Source organism: Duganella sp. CY15W, from assembly GCF_009857555.1.
Taxonomy (GTDB): domain Bacteria; phylum Pseudomonadota; class Gammaproteobacteria; order Burkholderiales; family Burkholderiaceae_D; genus Rugamonas; species Rugamonas sacchari.
In genome coordinates this window covers 2062088-2082733 of record NZ_WWCQ01000001.1, presented here as the reverse complement: position 1 = coordinate 2082733, position 20646 = coordinate 2062088, and the positions used below count along the sequence as shown (strand labels likewise).

Here is a 20646-nt window from a genome sequence, read left to right as displayed (position 1 = left end):
GGTGCCGGGTGGTTTCCAGCGTGTAATGGTAGTGCCATCTTGAAATCAGGGCAAGTTTTTGGGGCTTATTTTGGTGCTTAATGACGCAGAAGTCATTTGCAAAGATGATTGTTAGGCATATAATTAATAAATAACCCTTCAGTCATTAATCAAAGGAAGCTGCCGTGTCCACTAAGAAGAAAGTGCGCCCAACTCCCGCCATGCTGGTTGCCGCCTCGGCGCTGGTACTGCTTGGCGCTTGTTCCAAACAGGTAGAAAAAACCGAAGATGTGCGCCCGGTCCGGGCCATGTCGCTGGTCAGTAGCGATGTGGACGTGAATGCCGAATTTTCCGGCGAGGTGAGGGCGCGCGTGGAATCGCGTCTGGGCTTCCGCGTCGGCGGCAAGATCGTCAGCCGCAAGGTCGACGTCGGCACGCTGGTCAAACAAGGCCAGGTGCTGATGCAGCTGGACCCGCTGGACTTGCAGCTGTCGCAGGCGCAGGCGCTGGCCAATCTGCGCGCGGCGGAAACCAACCGCGATCTGGCCAAGGCCGAGCTGGCGCGCTATCAGGAGCTGCGCAGCAAGAGCTTCGTAAGCCAGGCGGTGCTGGACTCCAAGGATTCAACCTACAAGGCGGCCCAGGCCAGTGTTGACGCCGCACAGGCCGGCTACCGCGGCCAGTCCAACCAGGCGGGCTATGCTTCGCTGCTGTCGGATGTGGACGGCGTGGTGACCTCGGTCGATGCGGAAGTGGGCCAGGTGGTGTCGCCGGGAACGCCGGTGGTGCGCGTGGCCAAGGCGGGCGAGAAGGAAATCGTTATCGGTATTCCAGAAGACAAGGTTGATACGCTGCGCCGCGTGCCGGACGTGCAGGTGCGCCTGTGGGCAGATCCGAAGAACCCGGTGGCGGGCAAGATCCGCGAAATTTCCCCGGTGGCCGACCCGTCCACCCGGACTTACACCGTCAAAGTCTCGATACCGGATTCGCTGGCGGAAGCCAAGCTGGGCATGACTGCCGTGGTGCAGTTCGCCTCGAAGACGCCAGTGCCGCAAATCAAGGTACCGCTGACCGCGCTGTTCTACGAAAAGTCCGCAACCTCGGTGTGGGTGGTGGAAAGCGGCGCCGTCAAGCTGATTCCCGTACAGATCGGTGGCGTGGCCGGCAATGAGATTGTGCTGGCGGGCGGCGTCAAGCCGGGGCAGACCGTGGTCACGGCAGGCGTCAACCTGCTGAAGCCGGGACAGAAGGTGAAGATCCTGGGCAATGACGTGCCGGTCGCACCCAAGGTGGCAGAGGCCGCCAAATGAAGGAAGGATTCAACCTCTCACGCTGGGCGCTGGAACACATCCCGCTGACCCGCTATCTGATTGCCGTGCTGCTGATCGGCGGCATGCTCAGTTATTCCAACCTGGGGCAGGACGAAGATCCGCCATTCACCTTCCGTGCGATGGTGGTGCGGGCCAACTGGCCGGGCGCGACCTCGTTGCAAATGGCCGAGCAGGTCACGGACAAGCTGGAGAAAAAGCTCCAGGAAACGCCCGGCATCGATGAGATTTCGAGCTATTCCAAGCCGGGCGAAACCACCATCATCCTGAAATTGCGCGAATCGACGCCGCCGAAAAGCGTCTCCGACGCCTGGTACCAGGTGCGCAAGAAGATCGGCGATATCCGCGGCACGCTGCCATCCGGCGTGCAGGGGCCGTTCTTCAATGACGAGTTTGGCGATACCTATGGCTCCATCTTCGCGCTGTCTGGCGACGGCTTTACCTATGCCGAAATGAAGGACTATGCCGATTTCGTGCGTCAGCAGTTGCTGGGCGTGCCGTTGGTGTCCAAGGTCGAGCTGTTTGGCGTGCAGGACGAGAAAATCAATATCGAGTTCTCGCACAAGAAGTTTGCGCAGCTCGGGATTCCGTTTGAAGCCATCGTGAACCAGATCGCCACGCAAAACACGGTGGAGGCCACCGGCGTGCTGGTGACGCCTTCCGACAACCTGCAAGTGCGCGTGACGGGTGCGCTCAAGACTGTCAAGGATCTGGAAGAACTGGAACTGCGCGCCAACGGTACCACGTTCCGTCTGGGCGACTTTGCCACCATCAAGCGCGAATATCAGGACCCGCCGGGCAACAAGATGCGCTTCAACGGCAAGGAAGTGATTGGCCTGGGCGTATCGATGGAGAAGGGCGGCAACATCATCCAGCTTGGCAAGCACATGGAAAAGACCGTGCGCGAACTCAAGGCCAAGCTGCCCGTTGGTATCGAGCTGGAGCGCGTGTCGGACCAGCCGGAAGCGGTGAAAGCGTCGGTTGGCGAGTTTGTGCATACGCTCATCGAGGCGGTGCTGATCGTGCTGGCGGTCAGCTTTGTGGCGTTGGGCTTGCACAGCAAACCGCTGCTGCGTCTGGACGTCTGGCCTGGCCTGGTGGTGGCGCTGAGTATTCCGCTGGTGCTGTCGGTGACCTTCCTGTTCATGCGGATGCTGGATGTCGACCTGCACAAGATCTCGCTGGGCGCGCTGATTATCGCGCTGGGCCTGCTGGTGGACGATGCCATCATCGCGGTGGAGATGATGGTGCGCAAAATGGAAGAGGGCATGTCGCGCTTTGACGCGGCCACCTTCGCCTACAAGTCCACCGCGATTCCCATGCTGACCGGAACCCTGATTACCGTCACCGGCTTCCTGCCGATCGGCATGGCCAAGTCGGCGGCGGGCGAATACACCTTCTCGCTGTTCTCGGTGAATGCATTGGCGCTGGTGATTTCGTGGGTGGTGGCCGTGACCTTCACGCCTTACCTGGGCTATGTGCTGCTCAAGGTCAAGCCGCATACCGATGGCGGCAGCGAGCATGATTTGTTTGACACGCCGGGCTACCGCAAGTTCCGCGCGCTGGTGAACTGGTGTGTCGAGTTCCGCAAGACCACTATCGTCGCCACGCTGCTGATTTTTGCGCTGGGCGTGTATGGCTTCAAGTTCATCGAGAAGCAGTTCTTCCCGGACTCCAGCCGGCCTGAACTCATGGTCGAAATGTGGACGCCGGAAGGCACGACGTTTGCCGCCAACGAAGCGCAGGTGAAGAAGTTTGAAGCCTTCATCCGCAAGCAGGAAGGCGTGGTCAGCGTGACCAGCTATGTGGGCACCGGTTCGCCGCGTTTCTACCTGCCGCTGGACCAGATTTTCCCGCAGACGAACGTGTCGCAGATCGTGGTGTTGCCGAAGGATCTGCAGGCGCGCGCCGCGCTGCGCGAGAAGATCGTCGATCTCTTCAAGCATGACTTCCCGGAAGTGCGCGGCCGCGTGAAGCTGCTGCCGAATGGTCCGCCCGTGCCTTATCCGGTGCAGTTCCGCGTGACGGGTACCGAAGTGGACAAGGTGCGTGCCATTGCCGACCAGGTCAAGGACCTGATGCGCGCCAATCCCAACACCATCGGCGTCAACGACAACTGGAATGAGTCGATCAAGGTGCTGCGCCTCGACCTCGATCAGGACAAGATGCGCGCACTGGGCGTGACGTCGCAAACCGTGATGCGTGCCGCCAACACCATCCTGTCCGGTACGACGATAGGCCAGTTCCGCGAGGGCATCAAGCTGATCGATATCCAGATCCGCCAGCCGCTTGAAGAGCGCAACACCATTGCCGTGCTCAACGATACAAATATCCCGACCGCCAGCGGCAAGTCGGTGCCGATCAGCCAGCTGGCGCGCGCCCACTTTGTGTGGGAACCAGGCGTGGTATGGCGCGAAGGGCGTGACTGGGCCATTACCGTGCAGTCGGATGTGGCTGACAATATTCAAGGCCCCACCGTCTCCGGCCAGATTGCGCCGCAACTGAAAGCCTTGCGTGACGCGCTGCCGGCTGGCTACGCGATTACCGAGAAGGGCGCGGCGTCGGATAGCGGGGCGGCGGAAGCATCGATTGCGGCCAATCTGCCGCTGGCGATCTTCATCATCTTCACGCTGCTGATGCTGCAGTTGCACAGCTTCTCGCGTTCGCTGCTGGTGTTCCTGACCGGTCCGCTGGGTGTGGCGGGCGCGGCAATGGCATTGCTGCTGCTGGGACGGCCGCTGGGCTTTGTGGCCAACTTGGGCATCATTGCGCTGTTTGGCATGATTATCCGTAACTCGGTGATTCTGGTGGACCAGATCGAGCAGGACATCAAGGCCGGCCACGATGCGTGGACCGCGATTGTCGAATCAGCGGTGCGCCGCTGCCGGCCGATTATCCTGACAGCGGCCGCAGCGGCGCTGGCCATGATTCCGCTGTCGCGCTCGGTATTCTGGGGGCCCATGGCGGTGGCGATTATGGGCGGTCTGATCCTGGCAACGGCGCTGACTTTATTGTTCCTGCCAGCCTTGTATGCAGCGTGGTTCAGAGTGAAAAAGCCCAATTAATCGCCAAAATCGGCATATTTTCAGTGGAATGTTGGCGACATATTAAAAAACCTCTTCATTTCGCTGAAAAACCCGTTAGAATATCGCGTTGAAGTTGAAAGCTCCTGCGTATAAAGCAGGAAGAGGGCGACCGTTTTTCACTTACAGGTCGCCCTTTGCTTTTGTGCAAACAAGCCGCGAGGATGGCGAAATTGGTAGACGCACCAGGTTTAGGTCCTGACGCCAGCAATGGTGTGGGGGTTCGAGTCCCCCTCCTCGCACCAACTGTATTTTTTATTTTTTGGACGATTTTTACATGGCAACTGCAGTCGAAACCTTGGGCAAACTCGAACGTCGTATCACGATCTCCTTCCCGCTGACCGAAGTCCGCGCTGAAGTTGAGAAGCGCCTGAAAGTGCAAGCCAAAACGGCTAAGGCACCAGGCTTCCGTCCGGGCAAAGTTCCTCTGAAAATGGTCGCAGCACAGTACGGTTACCAGATCGAAACCGAAGTGCTGAATGATAAAGTTGGCCGCGCTTTCAACGACGCCGCAAACGAAGCGCAACTGCGTGTTGCTGGCTTCCCGAACATTGAGCCGAAGTCGGACTCGCCAGCTGGCGTGCTGACCTTCGACGCTACCTTCGAGATCTACCCGGAAGTCGCGATCGGCGACCTGACCAAGGTAGAAATCGAAACTGTCAAAGCCGACGTCAGCGATGCTGAAATCGACAAGACCATCGAAATCCTGCGCAAGCAGCGCGTGCACTTCCACACCAAAGGCGAAGCTGGCGAACACGGCGACGGTGGCGAAGCCATCGCTGCCAACGGCGACCGCGTGACCGTGGACTTCGTCGGTTCGATCGACGGCGTGGAATTCCCAGGCGGTAAGGCTGAAGGCTACCCATTCGTCCTGGGCGAAGGCCGCATGCTGCCAGAATTCGAAGCTGCGACCGTCGGCCTGAAAGTGGGCGAGTCGAAGACCTTCCCACTGGCATTCCCAGAGGACTACCATGGTAAAGACGTGGCCGGCAAAACCGCCTCGTTCACCATCACCCTGCAAAAACTGGAATGGGCGCACCTGCCGGAAGTGGACGCCGAGTTCGCTAAATCGCTGGGCGTGGCCGATGGCGACGTCGCTAAAATGCGCGAAGACATCAAAGTCAACCTGGAACGTGAAGTCGCTGGCCGCGTGAAAGCACGCAACAAAGAAGCCGTGATGGAAACCCTGGTCAAGACCGCTACCCTGGACGTGCCAAAATCGCTGATCGCTCAGGACACCGAGCGTCTGGCTGAAATGACCCGTCAAGATATGGCGCAGCGCGGCATGAACGTCAAGGACGTGCCATTCCCACCAGAACTGTTCGCAGAAAAAGCCGAGCGCCGCGTACGCCTGGGCCTGATCCTGTCGCAACTGGTCGGTGAGAACAACCTGCAAGCCCAGCCAGAACAAGTCAAAGCCCAGATCGAAGACTTCGCACAAAGCTACGAAGATCCACGTGAAGTGCTGAAGTACTACTACAGCGACCGTCGTCGTCTGGCAGAAGTCGAAGCCCTTGTATTGGAAGAAAACGTCGTCAACTACGTCCTGGGCCTGTCGAAGACTTCGTCCAAGGCGATCGCCTTTGACGAACTGATGGGAAGCAACGCACAAGCGTAATTCAGTTTGGGCCGGATGATGTAATATAAACATTCCGGCCCCCAAAGCTGCTTCACAAGGAAATAGAATGACTGGTATGAACCGTAATCCGGCACTGGACACCGAAATGCTCGGCCTGGTACCGATGGTGGTGGAACAAAGCGGTCGCGGCGAGCGCTCTTACGACATCTACTCGCGCCTGCTGAAGGAACGTATTATTTTCATGGTCGGTCCGGTCAACGACCAGATGGCCAATCTGGTCGTCGCGCAGCTGCTGTTCCTGGAAAGCGAAAATCCAGACAAGGACATCTCGCTGTACATCAACTCTCCTGGCGGTTCGGTGTCGGCCGGTCTGGCCATCTTCGATACGATGCAGTTCATCAAGCCTGACGTCTCGACGCTGTGCACGGGTATTGCCGCCTCGATGGGCGCGTTCCTGCTGGCAGCCGGCGCCAAAGGCAAGCGCTTCTCGCTGCCGAACTCGCGCATCATGATTCACCAGCCGTCGGGCGGCTCGCAAGGCATGGCGTCGGATATCGAAATCCAGGCCAAGGAAATCCTGTACCTGCGCCACCGTCTGAATTCGATCATGGCCGAGCGTAGCGGTCAAAGCGTCGAACAGATCGCCAAAGACACCGATCGTGACCGTTTCATGTCGGCGGAAGAGGCGGTAGAGTACGGTCTGATCGACAAAATGTTGACCAACCGGGCTTGATGCATCCATTGCAGCATTGCTAGAAAAAACGCTCGGGCGATTAATCGTTCGGGCGTTTCGTTTTTATTTCGGGTAGCATGTGCATGTAGGCCGGGTTTCCGGCCCGCATCGCAGCGTACTTGCATCCTGTAACCAAAGAAAACTGCCCCATGTCAGACAAAAAATCCTCCAGCGGCGAAAAACTTCTGTACTGCTCGTTCTGTGGCAAAAGCCAGCACGAGGTGAAGAAACTCATCGCCGGCCCATCGGTCTTCATCTGCGATGAGTGCATCGATTTGTGCAATGACATCATCCGCGATGAAACCTCGGCCATCGAGTCGGTCACTGGCGCCAAGTCGGACTTGCCAACGCCGCATGAAATCAAGGACTTGCTGGACCAATACGTGATTGGCCAGCAAACGGCCAAGCGCATCCTGTCGGTGGCGGTGTACAACCACTACAAGCGCCTGAAACACCTGGGCAAGAAAGACGACGTCGAACTGGCCAAGTCCAACATCCTGCTGGTCGGTCCTACCGGCTCCGGCAAGACCCTGCTGGCCCAGACCCTGGCGCGCATGCTGAACGTGCCGTTCGTGATCGCCGACGCCACCACGCTGACCGAAGCCGGCTACGTGGGCGAGGACGTCGAGAACATCATCCAGAAGCTGTTGCAAAGCTGCAACTACGACGTGGACAAGGCGCAACGCGGCATCGTCTACATCGACGAGATCGACAAGATCTCGCGCAAGTCGGACAACCCGTCGATTACGCGTGACGTCTCGGGCGAGGGCGTGCAGCAGGCGCTGCTGAAACTGATCGAAGGCACCATGGCATCGGTCCCGCCACAAGGCGGCCGCAAGCATCCTAACCAGGACTTCGTGCAGATCGACACCACCAACATCATGTTCATTTGCGGCGGTGCGTTTGACGGCCTGGCCAAGGTGATCGAGAACCGTTCGGAGAAATCCGGCATCGGTTTCGGCGCCTCGGTGAAGAGCAAGTCCGAGCGCGCAGTCAGCGATGTGCTGCAGGAAGCCGAACCGGAAGATCTGATCAAGTTCGGCCTGATCCCTGAGCTGGTGGGCCGTCTGCCGGTAGTGGCCACGCTGGCCGAGCTGACCGAAGAGGCGCTGATCCAGATTCTGGTCGAGCCGAAAAATGCGCTGATCAAGCAATATTCCAAGCTGCTGGAAATGGAAGGCGCTGAACTGGAGATCCGTCCTGCTGCACTGCACGCGATCGCCAAAAAAGCGCTGGCGCGTAAAACCGGTGCCCGTGGCCTGCGTTCGATCCTGGAACATGCGCTGCTCGATACCATGTACGAGCTGCCAAATGAAACCAATGTCACTAAAGTGGTTATTGATGAAAATACCATTACCAGTGGCGCTAAACCTTTGCTGATTTATCAGGAGCAGGCAAAAGCGTCTGGTGAGAATTAAATAACTTGTGCACACTTCGCTCTGACGGATGCAAAATTCATTTCGCATCCCAAGGGCAAGGCGGTACAATCAAAACCAATAAAAGAATCAGGCTTCATTCGGAAAGCCACACGTGACACCCTGTCACGCGTGGCTTTTTTATTTGATTCTTTTAGAGTGCGACTGGCTTCTTTGAAAAACATTCTTTTATATAAGGAATTATTTCTTGTAGTTTGGTCTTGTGATTCGGCAAAACAGCGCCAATATCATAATCACGCTTTCACATAAGGTACGCCATGACAACTTCCAAATTAACTGAGCAAACTCAGCTGCCGTTATTGCCACTGCGGGACGTCGTCGTATTTCCGCATATGGTGATACCGCTGTTCGTAGGGCGCCCAAAATCGATCAAGGCGCTGGAAGCCGCTATGGAGCAGGGCAAGAGCATTATGCTTGCCGCGCAAAAAGCCGCTGCCAAGGACGAACCTTCTGCTTCCGATATCTATGAAATTGGCTGCGTGGCCAATATTCTGCAAATGCTGAAACTGCCGGACGGTACCGTGAAGGTGCTGGTTGAAGGCGCTCAGCGTGCACGCATCAACAAAATTACCGATGCGCCGACGCACTTCGTGGCCGATCTGACGCCGCTCGATTCCGAGCTGGGCGACGATTCGGAAATCGAGGCGATGCGCCGCGCCATCGTGCAGCAGTTCGACCAGTACGTTAAGCTCAACAAGAAAATCCCGCCGGAGATCCTGGCATCGCTGTCGGGCATCGATGACGCCGGCCGCCTGGCTGACACCGTCGCTGCGCACCTGCCGCTGAAGCTGGAGCAGAAACAGGTGATCCTGGAGATCTTCAGTGTTGCCAAGCGCCTGGAGCACCTGCTGGGCCAGCTCGAAGGCGAACTGGACATCCTGCAAGTCGAGAAGCGCATCCGTGGCCGCGTCAAGCGCCAGATGGAAAAGTCGCAGCGCGAGTACTACCTGAACGAGCAGGTCAAAGCCATCCAGAAGGAACTGGGCGAGGGCGAAGACGGCGCCGATCTGGACGAGCTGGAGAAGAAGGTCGCACTGGCCAAGATGCCGAAAGAGGCACTGGACAAGGCTACCGCCGAGCTGAAAAAACTCAAGCTGATGTCGCCAATGTCGGCCGAAGCCACCGTGGTGCGCAACTACATCGACACGCTGGTCAGCCTGCCATGGAAGAAAAAATCCAAGGTCAACAACGACCTGTCCAACGCTGAAAAAGTGCTGGAAGGCGACCACTACGGCCTGGAAAAAGTCAAAGAACGCATTCTGGAATACCTCGCGGTGCAACAGCGCGTGGACAAGCTGAAAGCGCCGATCCTGTGCTTCGTCGGTCCGCCAGGCGTGGGTAAAACCTCGCTGGGCCAGTCGATCGCGCGCGCCACCAACCGCAAGTTTGTGCGCATGGCGCTGGGCGGTGTGCGTGACGAGGCCGAGATCCGGGGCCACCGCCGTACCTACATCGGTTCGATGCCGGGCAAGGTGCTGCAGTCGCTGGCCAAGGTCGGCGTGCGCAATCCGCTGTTCCTGCTGGATGAGATCGACAAGATGGGCGCGGACTTCCGCGGCGATCCATCGTCGGCGCTGCTCGAGGTGCTGGATCCTGAGCAAAACCACACGTTCTCGGACCACTACATCGAGGTCGATTTCGACCTGTCGGATGTGATGTTTGTGGCGACCTCGAACTCGTTCAATATTCCGCCGGCACTGCTGGACCGTATGGAAGTCATCCGTCTGTCGGGTTACACCGAAGATGAGAAGACCAGCATCGCCCAGCGCTACCTGCTGCCGAAACAGATCAAGAACAATGGTCTGAAGGAAGACGAGATTGCTGTCAGCGAAGCGACCATCCGCGACATCGTGCGCTACTACACGCGTGAAGCTGGCGTGCGTTCCCTGGAACGCGAAGTGTCGAAGATCTGCCGCAAGGTGGTCAAGATGCTGCTGCTGAAGAAGTCGGAGAAGAAGGTTACGGTCACGCCGAAAAACCTGGACAAGTTCCTGGGCGTGCGCCGCTACGACTTCGGCGTGGCCGAGAAGGAAAACCAGATCGGCCAGGTGGTGGGTCTGGCATGGACCGAGGTGGGCGGCGATCTGCTGACCATCGAAGCTGTGTCGATGCCAGGCAAGGGCGGGGTGATCCGTACCGGTACGCTGGGCGACGTGATGAAGGAATCGATCGAAGCTGCCCGCACCGTGGTGCGCAGCCGTGCCAACCGTCTCGGCATCAAGAACGAGGTGTTTGAGAAGAGCGACATCCACATCCACGTGCCGGAAGGCGCGACGCCGAAAGATGGTCCATCTGCCGGCGCTGCAATGACGGTGGCCATGGTGTCGGTGTTCACCGGCATCCCGGTCCGCGCCGATGTGGCCATGACGGGTGAGATCACGCTGCGCGGCGAAGTGCTGCCGATCGGCGGCCTCAAGGAAAAACTGCTGGCAGCGCAGCGCGGTGGCATTAAAACCGTGCTGATCCCTGAGCAGAACGTCAAGGATCTGGCCGATATTCCGGACAACGTCAAAAACAAACTGGAAATCATTCCGGTGCGTTGGATCGACAAAGTGCTGGAAATCGCGCTGGAGCGCCAGCCGGAAGCGCTGGTGGAAACCGCACCAGTGGAGGCTGTGGCGGCTGCCGCGACCAAACCTGACGGCCAGGGTGACGTGGTAAAACACTAACTGTTTAGCTGTAATATCAAGAAAACAGGCGCTTTTATAGCGCCTGTTTTTTTATTTTTACTTATTTTTCTATTGTGCAGCCTTGACACGATAGTGGGCTGGCTTGTTTAATACGGCCTGAATTTTTTGCGTTCCAGTTATTTTAACGGGAACAGATATAACCTTAGTCACGGGGAATTGCTTTGAATAAGACTGAATTGATTGACCATATCGCCACCACCGCTGATATCTCGAAAGCGGCTGCTGCACGCGCACTGGACGCAGTAATCGACGGCGTGACCACCAGCCTGCAAAACAACGACAGCGTGACCCTGGTCGGCTTTGGCACCTTCTCGGTCAGCGAGCGTGCAGCCCGTACCGGCCGCAACCCACGCACCAAAGAAGAGATCGTTATCGAGGCAGCTAAAGTTCCTAAATTTAAAGCTGGTAAAGCTTTGAAAGATGCTGTAAACTAACGGACTTCGGTGAGCAGCAAAGGTAATCAAGCTGTTCACTGCGGCAGATGGGCGGTTAGCTCAGTTGGTAGAGCGGAGCCCTTACAAGGCTTAGGTCGGGAGTTCGAGCCTCTCACCGCCCACCAAAGATTGTTTATCAATCACATTTGCCAAGCAGTAAATCATGTAGTAAAATGTTGCACCTCAGTATCCAGCTGGAGCGGTAGTTCAGTTGGTTAGAATACCGGCCTGTCACGCCGGGGGTCGCGGGTTCGAGCCCCGTCCGCTCCGCCAACGAGATATTGAGTTTAGTAGTGCCCAACAAGGAGCGGTAGTTCAGTTGGTTAGAATACCGGCCTGTCACGCCGGGGGTCGCGGGTTCGAGCCCCGTCCGCTCCGCCAAGAACAAGATACCCCGCAGCTTTAAATAAGCTGCGGGGTTTTTCTTTTTCCACGTCAGATTAATTCCCCGTATTGATTTAATGCTGCCGCAATTAAACGAACTGTTCGTGGCGTAAATGCACGACTCCGGTGCTATTTTCTTTATTGTTAATATTTTCGTGCTGGTGGCATCTAGCCGGTGACTTTACCGTTTTTGATGACCAAGAACACGCCCGCCTGGCCGAAATACGCCGCACCGGTTTCATATTGCCAAGTGCCCGGCAAGTCAGCCGCGTGACTGGCGACGGCAGCGCTGCATGCAAAGAGGAGCGTCAAAGTAGGGCGCATCGAACATCCTTTGGTGAGCTGGGTCATAAACATAGTTTCTGAAAATCTTCATTTTTGCCGATCGTCCGCTATCAAAGTGATAAGCAGATGCTTGCTAAGCCACCAGTGCCCCTGTAGAATCGTGCGATACTGATTTTTTCGGCATACTCCGGCTTCACTTTGCGGTGCAAGTCATTGAATAAAAAAGAGAATTGGCGAACGCGAGTTCGCCTTTTTTGTATGTGCAAGTAACCATCATCCGAATTGGTAGACCATGTTTGAATTTATTCGTACCCATCAGCGCTTGATGCAGATTTTCCTGGCGATCATTATTGTTCCGTCGTTTGCATTTGTCGGTCTCGGTAGTTACAAGAGCTTTGGCGACGATGCCGGCACCATCGCTAAAATCGATGGCAAGCCCTTGTCCCAGCTGGAATTTGACAACGCCGTGCGCAACCAGCTGGACACCTATCGCCAGCGTATGGGCGCACAGTTCGACCAGAAGATGGTTGACACCCCTGAGTTCAAGCAAAGCGTGCTGGACCAGCTCATCGCGCAGCGCGCCGTGGCTGCGGAAGTCGCCCACAGCAATCTGGCTGTCCCTGACGCTCAGCTGCAGAAGGCCATCATGGACCAGTTCGGCGGTCCGGCTAACTTCAATATGGACACCTACAAACAGGTGCTGGCCGCCCAAGGCATGAAGCCGACCGATTTTGACGCGCGTATGCGTCAGGATCTGGTGCTGCAGCAACTGGCCGTGGCGGTGGAAGGCACGGGCTTTGCACCGCGCACCGTGGCCAAGTCGCTGTCGGACATCGCCGCGCAGGAGCGCGAAGTACAGGAGCTGCTGCTGCCGGTGGCTGACTTCGTGCCGCAAGTGAAAGTGACCGACGACATGGTCAAGTCGTTCTACGAAAAGAACGCCAAGCAGTTCGAAGTGCCTGAACAGGCCAAGATCGAATACGTGGTGTTCAACAACGATGCGGTGCTGAGCCAGATCAGCGTGGCCGACGCCGAAGTGTCGGACTACTACGAGAAGAACAAAGCGCAATTCACCACCGGTGAAGTGCGCCGCGCCAGCCACATCCTGGTGACCTTGAAGAAGGGCGCCAGCGCCGCTGAGACCACCGCAGCCAAAACCAAGGCCGAAGCCATCCTGGCGGAAGTGCGCAAGGCGCCAGCTGATTTCGCCAAAATCGCAAAAGCCAAATCGGAAGACCAAGGTTCGGCCGAGCAGGGCGGTGATCTGGGCGTGATTGAAAAAGGCATGCTGGTGGCGCCGGTTGAAAACGGCATCAACAAGCTGAAGCAGGGCGAGATCAGCGATCTGGTACAGTCGGAATTCGGCTTCCACATCCTGACCGTGACCGAGCTCAAGCCAGCCCTGGTCAAGCCGTTTGAGTCGGTAAAAGCTGACGTGACCGACATGCTGAAAAAGCAGAAAGCCTCGAAGAAATATTCGGAGATGGCTGAAGCCTTCACCAACACCGTCTACGAGCAATCGGACAGCCTGAAGCCGGTCGCTGACAAGCTGGGCCTGAAGATCGAAACCGCGGCCAATGTATCGCGTATGCCATCGCCGATGGCTGCTGCGGCACCGTACAACAACGCCAAGTTCCTGGCTGCGCTGTTCTCCAACGATTCGATCAGCAGCAAGCGCAATACCGAAGCCGTTGAAACCGCGCCAAGCACGCTGGTGGCCGGCCGCATCGTCGAATTCAAGCCTGCGACCAAGCGTCCGCTGGCAGAAGTCGATGCGCAGATCCGTCAGCGCGTGACCATGGAAGAAGCCGCCAAGCTGGCCACCAAAGCGGGTGAAGACAAGCTGGCTGCGTTCAAGAAGTCCGGCGAAGCGACTGGCTTCAGCGCTGCGAAAGTTGTCTCGCGCGCCAAGAACGAAGGCATCAACGGCCTGGCCATGCAGTCGATCATGAAGACGGACACCACCAAGCTGCCAGCCTACGTCGGCGTCGATGTGCCCGGCATGGGCTACGGCGTGTACCGTATCGCCAAGGTGCAGCAGCCTGCCCAGCAGGACGAGGCGCAGCGCAAGCAGGAAGCCGAGCAGATCGGTAACATCATCGCCCAGCAAGAGATGGCGCAATACATCGAACTGCTGAAGCAAAAGGCGAAAGTGAAAATCCTCAAGCCTGTGACGACGACAACCGTCGCCGAAGTGAAGTAAAACAAAAGGCCGCTGAAAACATCAGCGGCCTTTTTTGTTTATGAGTGATGCCTGCGTGACAATATGAGGATTTTCCGCCGCAGCAAACTGTTATGCTGAAAGCCTGTTGAGTTCAAGGGTAAAAGATGTCTTTCAGTAGAACCGCAATCATTCCGGGCCTGTCCGGCGTACTCGCACTGGCGAAGCTGCTGGCGCACGCTTTCGTGGCGATCAGCGGCATCTTCATTTCTCTCGGCGCACTCGCTCGCCGCCGTCGCCATGGACTATGAAACTGCCAAGAAGCTCATGTCGACCTATGATCGCATGGGGGCGGTGCTGAATGAGGCCGATAGTGTAATCCGTACGCTGTCCGCCGAGGAGCGAAGCGCCTATCTGCCTGCCCTGACCGGACTGGTGGCTGACATCTGGCTCAAACTGCAGCGCCCAATTGTGCAGCAGTACGAAGACCTTGATCCAGACGCCGAGTATTTCAAAAACAAGACAAAACCGGATCAATAGTATCCGGAGGTTAGGAATGATGTTGCAAAAATTTGTGGCGACCCCTTTGGTCGCCGTGGCCGCATTTATTGCAGCGGTTGTGTTTGCCGGCTGTACCGGTTTGATCTTTTACGTTTGGCCGACCAGCTTGATTGACCACAAACTGGCCATTACGCCGGAGGTCATACAGCGCTTGCGCGATTTGCAGTCGGAGCGCAAATTCGAGCCTGACGCCATGACATTCTACCCAGGTGCGCGCAATGAGACGGAGCGCGCGGCTGCGCAGGCGGCGGTGGATGCGACCATTGCATCACTGATTACCCAGCTGCCGGCACATCCACAGCGCTCGACCGTACTTGGCACGATGAAGGTCGCCCTGGCGAATTTCGATACCGTGGAATCGGAAGAGCGTGACCGGCTGCTGGGATATTTCACCCAGATCATGGAGATTTGCGGGGTGCAGAGTTCCGCCGAGCTATTCAATGTCTGGCGCTATGGTTTTCCGTACGGCTGGTTCCTCTGACCCGAAGTCACGCGCCTGAGTGATTGGCGATGAGCCACTGCGCCGCCGCGGCGAAGCTCGCAGCATCGATATCATCCAGCGCCAGCGCTACGGCCTGCGCATACTGCGTGAAGTTGCGGTCGATGGAGCGCAGGTAAGCGGGATCATAGTGCTGCACCAGCAGCTGTTCAACCAGCTGCGGCATCTGGCCGGCTTGCGACAGGGCCTGCCATTGCGCGATCTGCTCGCGGCCATGCAGCTGTGTCAGATGCGCCAGCTGGCCATTCAGGGTGTCCGGGCTGACCAGGAAATGCTCGTAGTCTTCCATCAGCAGACGCACGCGGTTCGGCACGGACAGCGACAGCGCGATGCAGTCCGCCGCGCGCATGGTGTCCATCAACGCCGCCGGCACGCGCAGATTGCCGACCTTTTTGCTCTCGGACTCCACAAACACCGGACGCGCCGGATCGAAACGGCGCAATACCTCCCACACCGCCGTCTCGAACGCTTTCTGGCTGGGCTGCGGTGCATTGGGCAACTGGCCCAGCACCGAGCCGCGATGCGCGGCCAGCCGCTCCAGGTCCAGTACCTGCGCACCTTGTGACGCCAGCACCTCCAGCAGGCGGCTCTTGCCGCTGCCGGTAGTGCCGCATATGACCTTGAAGCGCAGCGCGGGCGCCTGCTCCAGCACCGTATTGACCTGCTGACGGAAGGCTTTGTAGCCGCCTTCCAGCTGCACCACCGGCCAGCCGATCCTGGCGAGGATGTGCGCCATCGCGCCGCTGCGATTGCCGCCGCGCCAGCAGTAAATCAGCGGCCGCCATTCGCGTGGCTTGTCGATCCACAGCGTCTCAATGTGATGAGCGATGTTCTTGGCGACCAGCGCCGCGCCGGTCTTCTTGGCTTCAAATGAACCGGTTTGCTTGTACATGGTGCCGACGCGGATACGCTGCTCGTCATCCAGCACCGGCGCGTTGATGGCGCCGGGCAGGTGGTCGAGCGCGAATTCGCAGGGACTGCGCGCGTCGATGATGGCATCAAAGGTGTCGAGTTGGGACAGGACCTCGTCGATGCCCAGTATTTCCGGGTATTTCATTTTGTCTTGATGGTTTTCTGCAGCACCGGCCAGATATTGGCCAGGATGGCAGGGTGGGCTTCGGCCAGTGGGTGCAAGCGGTCGGACTGGAACATCTGCGGCTGGTCCGCTATGCCATCCAGCATGAAGGGCACCAGCGGCGCCTTGATGTCCTTGCTCAGCGTGCCGTACATGGCGAAGAATTTGTCGGCGTAGTCGCGGCCGTAGTTGGGCGGCATCCGCATACCGATCAGCATTACCCTGGCCTTGGCCTGGGTGGCGGCATCGTTCATGGCGCGCAGATTGGCCTGGGCCGCCGCCACCGGCAGGCCGCGCAGGCCATCGTTGGCGCCCAGTTCGATGACGACCACGTCCGGTTTGTATTTGGTCAGCAGGGCCGGCAGGCGCGAACGGCCGCCACTCGTGGTTTCGCCGCTGACGCTGGCGTTGACCACCACGGCATCGATATTGTTTTGCTTGAGCTTCTGCTCCGCCAGCGCGACCCAGCCGGTGCCGCGCGACAGGCCGTATTCGGCTGACAAACTATCCCCCACCACAAGTACCGTTTTTGGTGCAGAATAGGCGCTCGCCGCTGCCATCGACAAGAGCAGGGCGGCCAGTGGTTTTCCAGATAATAAACGATTGAACATATTGAGCATGCCTGATTTCCCTAATGCGTCTTCCCATTTCATGCCGGATGCTCCGGCGGCTGTGTCATCGAAAGCCGCGGTGGCGGCGTCTGTGGCGCCTGCGATTGCCGTCAGCGGCCTGGCCAAGCGTGTCGCCGACGCCAGCGGCGAACTGACAATCCTGCACGAGGTGGATTTTACCGTGCAAAAGGCCGAGACGCTGGCGATTGTTGGCGCCTCCGGCTCCGGCAAATCCACTTTACTGGGCCTGCTGGCAGGCCTGGACACGCCCAGCGCCGGCAAAGTAGTGCTGGATGGCGTAGACATTTATGCACTGGATGAAGACGGCCGCGCCGCGCTGCGCAAGGAAAAGCTGGGCTTTGTGTTCCAGTCCTTCCAGCTGCTGGCGCACCTGACGGCGCTGGAAAACGTCATGCTGCCGCTGGAACTGGCCGGTGTGCCGGGCGCGAAAGAGCGGGCGGAAGCCATGCTGTCGCGTGTGGGTTTGTCGAGCCGCCTGAAACACTATCCCAAATATTTGTCCGGCGGCGAGCAGCAGCGTGTGGCGCTGGCGCGTGCCTTCGTCACTGAACCGCCGCTGCTGTTTGCCGACGAGCCGACAGGTAGCCTGGATGCCGCCACTGGCGAAGCCGTGATTCAACTGATGTTCGAGCTAAATCGCCAGCATGGCTCTACGCTGGTGCTGGTCACGCACGATCAGGCCATGGCGGCGCGCTGTGCGCGCACCATCACCATCGCGGCAGGCAGACTGGTTTGATGCGCCGCCTCGTTGCGGCGAGCCTGTTTGCGGCCGGCGTGGCGATGGCAGCGGAGCCGCCGCAGACGCCCGAGCAATGGCAGCACGCTGCCGTTGCCGATATTGAGGTTGCCTACCAGCTGACGCTGGACAACCATCCCGGCACCTATGATCCCGCCAATCCCGGCTTTGCCTCCCATCTGGCCGAGGCGCGCAAGCTTGGCCTGCAACTGGCGACGCAGGTGCGCGATGGTGCGGGCTATCAGGCGGCGCTGGCCGGTTTTAATGCCGCCATCCACGACGGCCACGGAGGTGTGGAATTCACCAGGCCATTGGCGGCGCAGTGGCGCTGGCCCGGCTTTGTGGCGGCATGGCGCGGCGACAGCATGTATGTCTACGCCACCGTGCCGGGCGGCCCTGCGGCCGGCAGCAAGATCGAGCAATGCGATGGCCAGGCAGTTGCCAAGCTGGCCGAAACCAATGTGTTTGCCTATCAGGGCCGCAGCGAGGAGCGCGGCAGCTGGTGGATCACAGCGCGCGAAGTATTCACCGATGCGGGCAATCCGTTTATCAAGCTGCCGTCCGTGTGCAGCTTTACGAAGGATGGCAAACGCTTCAGCATGACGCTGGCCTGGAGTCCGATGGACAACGACATGCTGCGCTGGCGCCAGCAGAGCTACAATGGCGACGTCCTTCCGGTAGGCTTGACTGAACCGCGTCCGCGCCTTTACTGGGCCGCGATGCCGGACTTCCAGCCCGATGAGCCGCAGCGCGCCGCATATCGCGCCATGTACGAAGCGCTGCATGCGCATCCCGAACGCTATCAGCAGGCCGACGCCGTGGTGATCGACCTGCGCGGCAACCACGGCGGTTCCTCGCTGTGGAGCCAGGATTTTGCCCGCGCACTGTGGGGAGATGAAGCCGTCGCGCAGCACGAACGTGCAAACCTGAGCAAGCAGCAGGTGTGGTGGCGGGCGTCGGCTGGCAATGTGGCGCATGTGCGCTGGTTGGCCGGCATGCTGGACGGGCAGGGACGCGCCGATATCGCAGCCGGCGTGCGGGAAGTCGCAAAGCAGATGCAACTGGCGCTGGAGCGCGGCGACAAGTTCTTCGTCACTGGCGACAAAAAACCGCCTGTGGCAGCGGCGGAAGTGCAAGCTTCGGCCTTCAACCGCCCGGTGTACGTCATCGTGCCCGGCCAGTGCGCGAGCGCCTGCCTGGATGCGCTGGACGTGTTCACCATGTTCCCGAATACGAAGCTGATTGGCGCTCCGAGTTCTGCCGATTCCACTTACATGGAAGTGCGTTACCAGCCGCTGGATTCAGGGCTGGTCCGCGTCGTCATTCCCAACAAGGTGTACGTTGGCCGTCCGCGCGCATCGGGACAGTTTTATTCGCCGCAGATCGAGGTCAATGATCTCGAATGGTCGACCGAAAATTTCCTGAAAGTGATCGAGGCGGATCTGAAAACGCGTTAGCGGCCGTGGTGCTGGACCATGCGGTTCAGCGCCGTGCGGATCGCCGGGATCAGTTCCGTCGCAGTCAGGCCGATAGGGCCAAGGCCTTCCGTCACCAGCACGTCGGCCGCCATGCCATGCAACCAGACTGCGGCCAGCGCTGCCTCCCACTGGGGCCAGCCTTGCGCCAGCAGTGCACCGCACAGGCCGGCCAGCACGTCACCAGTGCCGGCCGTGGCCAGCGCCGGATTGCCAGTGGTGTTGATGACCGCATCGCCGCTTGGGGCGGCAATCACGGTACCCGAGCCTTTCAGGATCACGATGGCGTGCAGGCGCGCGGCCAGTGTGCGGGCCGCGGCCAGACGGTCGGCCTGTACGGCGGCAATCGTGGTGCCGAGCAGGCGCGCCGCTTCCAGCGGATGCGGTGTCAGCACCACGGCGGCCGGCCGGTGCGCCAGCGCATTTTGCAGGGCCGGGTCAACGGCCAGCAGATTGAGTGCATCGGCGTCAGCCAGCAGGGCGCTGCCGCAGTTGATGGCTTTTGCGAGCAGGTCGTGCGCGTGACGCTCGTCGCCGAGACCGGGGCCGACCACCAGTGTCGCCATGCTCAGGTCAAACTCGCCGGCGGAACGGCACATGAGTTCCGGCTGGCCCGGATCGCTGGCCAGTGCCTCGTCCGCAAAAAGGGCATAAACGCGGCCGGCGCCGCTGTTGAGCGCCGCACGCGCGGCCAGGACCGGTGCACCGCTCATGCCGCGTGCGCCGCCGATCACTGCTACATTGCCATAGCTGCCTTTGTGCGAGTTATGGCGCCGCGCGCGCAGGTGGCGCGAGAAGAACTTGACGTCGTTGAGATGCAGGTGGGATGGCACGTAGTGTGCGGCGTCGATTTCAAGCCGGGCCACGTCCACCAGGCCCGCATAGTCGCGGCCATCGCAGGTATGCAAACCGGGTTTGTTGCCGATGAAAGTGATGGTATGCGTGGCGTGGATGGCGATGCCGTCAGGACCGACCACGCAGCCGGTGTCGGCATCCAGTCCGCTGGGGATATCCAGCGCCAGCACCGGGCAGCTGAGTTTATTGACCGCTTCCGCCAGCGTGCGGAATTCGTCCGTCAGCGGGCGTTTCAGGCCCAGGCCAAACAGCCCGTCAACCACCAGATTCCAGTCCGTGCCGGCGATATCGGCATCGTCCCAGGCGCGGAAACGGGCGTCACTGGCCTTGGCGCGCTCCAGCGCAGCCATGCGCTCGGGCGATGCTGTGCCAGCGGGCGTAAAATGAATCAGCGTGACTTGTGCGCCAGTGTAGGAAATGTGGGCCGCCGCCTCCAGCGCATCGCCGCCATTGTCGCCGGGGCCAGCCAGCACCAGTACCTTGGCGTGGGCCGTAGAGAATGGCATCAAATCCAGCGCGGCATTGGCGCTGGCCTGGCCCGCGCGCTGCATCAGGGCGCCCGGCGGCAGCGTGGCTGCGGCGGCGCGTTCGATGGCACGGATTTCGGCGACGGAGTAGAGAGGATTCATCGTGCCATTTTAGCATCTAAAATTTTGGTCACAGCGTCTGGTGCGCGGCGGGCACGCAGCACTACAATATACGCTTCACAGCTTAGCGAGGC

17 protein-coding genes and 4 tRNA genes are annotated in these 20646 nt (G+C 59.2%); 17 read left to right on the top strand and 4 right to left on the bottom strand.

Features of this window, described 5'->3' with window-relative positions; translation table 11 throughout:
- The first annotated feature begins 164 nt into the window (after nt 1-164).
- The 11 genes from GTP58_RS09000 to GTP58_RS08950 all read left to right on the top strand — a co-directional run bounded on the left by GTP58_RS09000 (nt 165) and on the right by GTP58_RS08950 (nt 11643).
- On the top strand, nt 165-1289 hold the full coding sequence (locus GTP58_RS09000; protein ID WP_373924713.1) for an efflux RND transporter periplasmic adaptor subunit: 1125 nt from the start codon (nt 165-167) through the stop codon (nt 1287-1289).
- Nucleotides 1286-4372: an efflux RND transporter permease subunit gene (locus GTP58_RS08995; RefSeq protein WP_161077116.1), complete on the top strand. Its 3087-nt coding sequence runs from the start codon at nt 1286-1288 to the stop codon at nt 4370-4372. Before GTP58_RS09000 ends, GTP58_RS08995 begins: the two co-directional genes overlap by 4 nt.
- 176 nt (nt 4373-4548) lie before the next feature.
- Nucleotides 4549-4635, top strand: a tRNA-Leu gene (locus tag GTP58_RS08990).
- Between the two features lie 32 nt (nt 4636-4667).
- Nucleotides 4668-6008 (top strand): trigger factor, encoded by a 1341-nt coding sequence (gene tig, locus GTP58_RS08985; RefSeq protein ID WP_072781707.1) that lies wholly within the window; start codon nt 4668-4670, stop codon nt 6006-6008.
- 76 nt (nt 6009-6084) lie between these two features.
- Nucleotides 6085-6702: an ATP-dependent Clp endopeptidase proteolytic subunit ClpP gene (gene clpP, locus GTP58_RS08980; RefSeq protein ID WP_371851423.1), complete on the top strand. Its 618-nt coding sequence runs from the start codon at nt 6085-6087 to the stop codon at nt 6700-6702.
- 149 nt (nt 6703-6851) lie between these two features.
- Entirely contained in the window at nt 6852-8120 is a 1269-nt protein-coding gene (gene clpX / locus GTP58_RS08975; protein ID WP_072781710.1) for an ATP-dependent Clp protease ATP-binding subunit ClpX, read from the top strand.
- 275 nt (nt 8121-8395) lie between these two features.
- Nucleotides 8396-10807, top strand: a complete 2412-nt coding sequence (gene lon / locus GTP58_RS08970) for an endopeptidase La (RefSeq protein WP_072781712.1) — start codon at nt 8396-8398, stop codon at nt 10805-10807.
- 182 nt (nt 10808-10989) lie between these two features.
- Entirely contained in the window at nt 10990-11262 is a 273-nt protein-coding gene (locus tag GTP58_RS08965; protein WP_072781714.1) for an HU family DNA-binding protein, read from the top strand.
- A gap of 49 nt (nt 11263-11311) precedes the next feature.
- Nucleotides 11312-11387: transfer RNA gene (locus GTP58_RS08960), tRNA-Val, on the top strand.
- Between the two features lie 71 nt (nt 11388-11458).
- Nucleotides 11459-11535 (top strand) — tRNA-Asp (locus GTP58_RS08955).
- Nucleotides 11536-11566: 31 nt separating this feature from the next.
- Nucleotides 11567-11643: transfer RNA gene (locus GTP58_RS08950), tRNA-Asp, on the top strand.
- Nucleotides 11644-11814: 171 nt separating this feature from the next.
- Here GTP58_RS08950 and GTP58_RS08945 read toward each other — a convergent pair.
- Nucleotides 11815-11997 carry a hypothetical protein gene (locus tag GTP58_RS08945; RefSeq protein WP_161077115.1) on the bottom strand — a complete coding sequence of 61 codons (183 nt, stop codon included), beginning with the start codon at nt 11995-11997 and terminating at the stop codon, nt 11815-11817.
- Nucleotides 11998-12223: 226 nt separating this feature from the next.
- Here GTP58_RS08945 and GTP58_RS08940 point away from each other — a divergent pair, with 226 nt between their 5' ends.
- The 4 genes from GTP58_RS08940 to GTP58_RS08925 all read left to right on the top strand — a co-directional run bounded on the left by GTP58_RS08940 (nt 12224) and on the right by GTP58_RS08925 (nt 15134).
- Nucleotides 12224-14134, top strand: a complete 1911-nt coding sequence (locus tag GTP58_RS08940) for a SurA N-terminal domain-containing protein (protein ID WP_161077114.1) — start codon at nt 12224-12226, stop codon at nt 14132-14134.
- A 125-nt stretch (nt 14135-14259) separates the two neighbouring features.
- Nucleotides 14260-14403, top strand: a complete 144-nt coding sequence (locus GTP58_RS08935; protein ID WP_161077113.1) for a hypothetical protein — start codon at nt 14260-14262, stop codon at nt 14401-14403.
- Nucleotides 14393-14632 carry a hypothetical protein gene (locus GTP58_RS08930; RefSeq protein ID WP_161077112.1) on the top strand — a complete coding sequence of 80 codons (240 nt, stop codon included), beginning with the start codon at nt 14393-14395 and terminating at the stop codon, nt 14630-14632. Before GTP58_RS08935 ends, GTP58_RS08930 begins: the two co-directional genes overlap by 11 nt.
- A gap of 16 nt (nt 14633-14648) precedes the next feature.
- On the top strand, nt 14649-15134 hold the full coding sequence (locus GTP58_RS08925) for a DUF4844 domain-containing protein (RefSeq protein ID WP_202413524.1): 486 nt from the start codon (nt 14649-14651) through the stop codon (nt 15132-15134).
- Nucleotides 15135-15141: 7 nt separating this feature from the next.
- On the opposite strand, the gene mnmH is transcribed toward GTP58_RS08925, so the two are convergent.
- On the bottom strand, nt 15142-16209 hold the full coding sequence (mnmH, locus tag GTP58_RS08920) for a tRNA 2-selenouridine(34) synthase MnmH (protein ID WP_161077111.1): 1068 nt from the start codon (nt 16207-16209) through the stop codon (nt 15142-15144).
- Complete coding sequence (locus tag GTP58_RS08915) at nt 16206-16787, bottom strand: arylesterase (RefSeq protein WP_373924730.1); 582 nt, start codon at nt 16785-16787, stop codon at nt 16206-16208. The genes mnmH and GTP58_RS08915 overlap by 4 nt, the downstream gene beginning before the upstream one ends.
- 91 nt (nt 16788-16878) lie before the next feature.
- On the opposite strand from GTP58_RS08915, the gene GTP58_RS08910 reads away from it, so the two are divergent.
- Both GTP58_RS08910 and GTP58_RS08905 read left to right on the top strand, forming a co-directional pair.
- Complete coding sequence (locus GTP58_RS08910) at nt 16879-17595, top strand: ABC transporter ATP-binding protein (RefSeq protein ID WP_072781722.1); 717 nt, start codon at nt 16879-16881, stop codon at nt 17593-17595.
- Nucleotides 17595-19052, top strand: coding sequence for a S41 family peptidase (locus GTP58_RS08905; RefSeq protein ID WP_161077109.1), 1458 nt, complete (start codon nt 17595-17597; stop codon nt 19050-19052). Before GTP58_RS08910 ends, GTP58_RS08905 begins: the two co-directional genes overlap by 1 nt.
- Here the strand turns inward: GTP58_RS08905 and GTP58_RS08900 are convergent.
- The gene (locus GTP58_RS08900; protein WP_161077108.1) at nt 19049-20554 is read right to left on the bottom strand and encodes an NAD(P)H-hydrate dehydratase; all 1506 of its coding nucleotides are present in this window, start codon (nt 20552-20554) and stop codon (nt 19049-19051) included. The genes GTP58_RS08905 and GTP58_RS08900 overlap by 4 nt on opposite strands.
- Nucleotides 20555-20646 lie beyond the last annotated feature (92 nt).

Bases quoted from the DNA above. Each gene is read 5' to 3' on its own strand.
- GTP58_RS08995 (WP_161077116.1), top strand. From the start codon at position 1,286: ATGAAGGAAGGATTCAACCTCTCACGCTGGGCGCTGGAACACATCCCG.
- tig (WP_072781707.1), top strand. From the start codon at position 4,668: ATGGCAACTGCAGTCGAAACCTTGGGCAAACTCGAACGTCGTATCACG.
- clpP (WP_371851423.1), top strand. From the start codon at position 6,085: ATGAACCGTAATCCGGCACTGGACACCGAAATGCTCGGCCTGGTACCG.
- clpX (WP_072781710.1), top strand. From the start codon at position 6,852: ATGTCAGACAAAAAATCCTCCAGCGGCGAAAAACTTCTGTACTGCTCG.
- lon (WP_072781712.1), top strand. From the start codon at position 8,396: ATGACAACTTCCAAATTAACTGAGCAAACTCAGCTGCCGTTATTGCCA.
- GTP58_RS08945 (WP_161077115.1), bottom strand. From the start codon at position 11,997: ATGACCCAGCTCACCAAAGGATGTTCGATGCGCCCTACTTTGACGCTC.
- GTP58_RS08940 (WP_161077114.1), top strand. From the start codon at position 12,224: ATGTTTGAATTTATTCGTACCCATCAGCGCTTGATGCAGATTTTCCTG.
- GTP58_RS08935 (WP_161077113.1), top strand. From the start codon at position 14,260: ATGTCTTTCAGTAGAACCGCAATCATTCCGGGCCTGTCCGGCGTACTC.
- GTP58_RS08930 (WP_161077112.1), top strand. From the start codon at position 14,393: ATGGACTATGAAACTGCCAAGAAGCTCATGTCGACCTATGATCGCATG.
- GTP58_RS08925 (WP_202413524.1), top strand. From the start codon at position 14,649: ATGATGTTGCAAAAATTTGTGGCGACCCCTTTGGTCGCCGTGGCCGCA.
- mnmH (WP_161077111.1), bottom strand. From the start codon at position 16,209: ATGAAATACCCGGAAATACTGGGCATCGACGAGGTCCTGTCCCAACTC.
- GTP58_RS08915 (WP_373924730.1), bottom strand. From the start codon at position 16,787: ATGGCAGCGGCGAGCGCCTATTCTGCACCAAAAACGGTACTTGTGGTG.
- GTP58_RS08910 (WP_072781722.1), top strand. From the start codon at position 16,879: ATGCCGGATGCTCCGGCGGCTGTGTCATCGAAAGCCGCGGTGGCGGCG.
- GTP58_RS08905 (WP_161077109.1), top strand. From the start codon at position 17,595: ATGCGCCGCCTCGTTGCGGCGAGCCTGTTTGCGGCCGGCGTGGCGATG.
- GTP58_RS08900 (WP_161077108.1), bottom strand. From the start codon at position 20,554: ATGAATCCTCTCTACTCCGTCGCCGAAATCCGTGCCATCGAACGCGCC.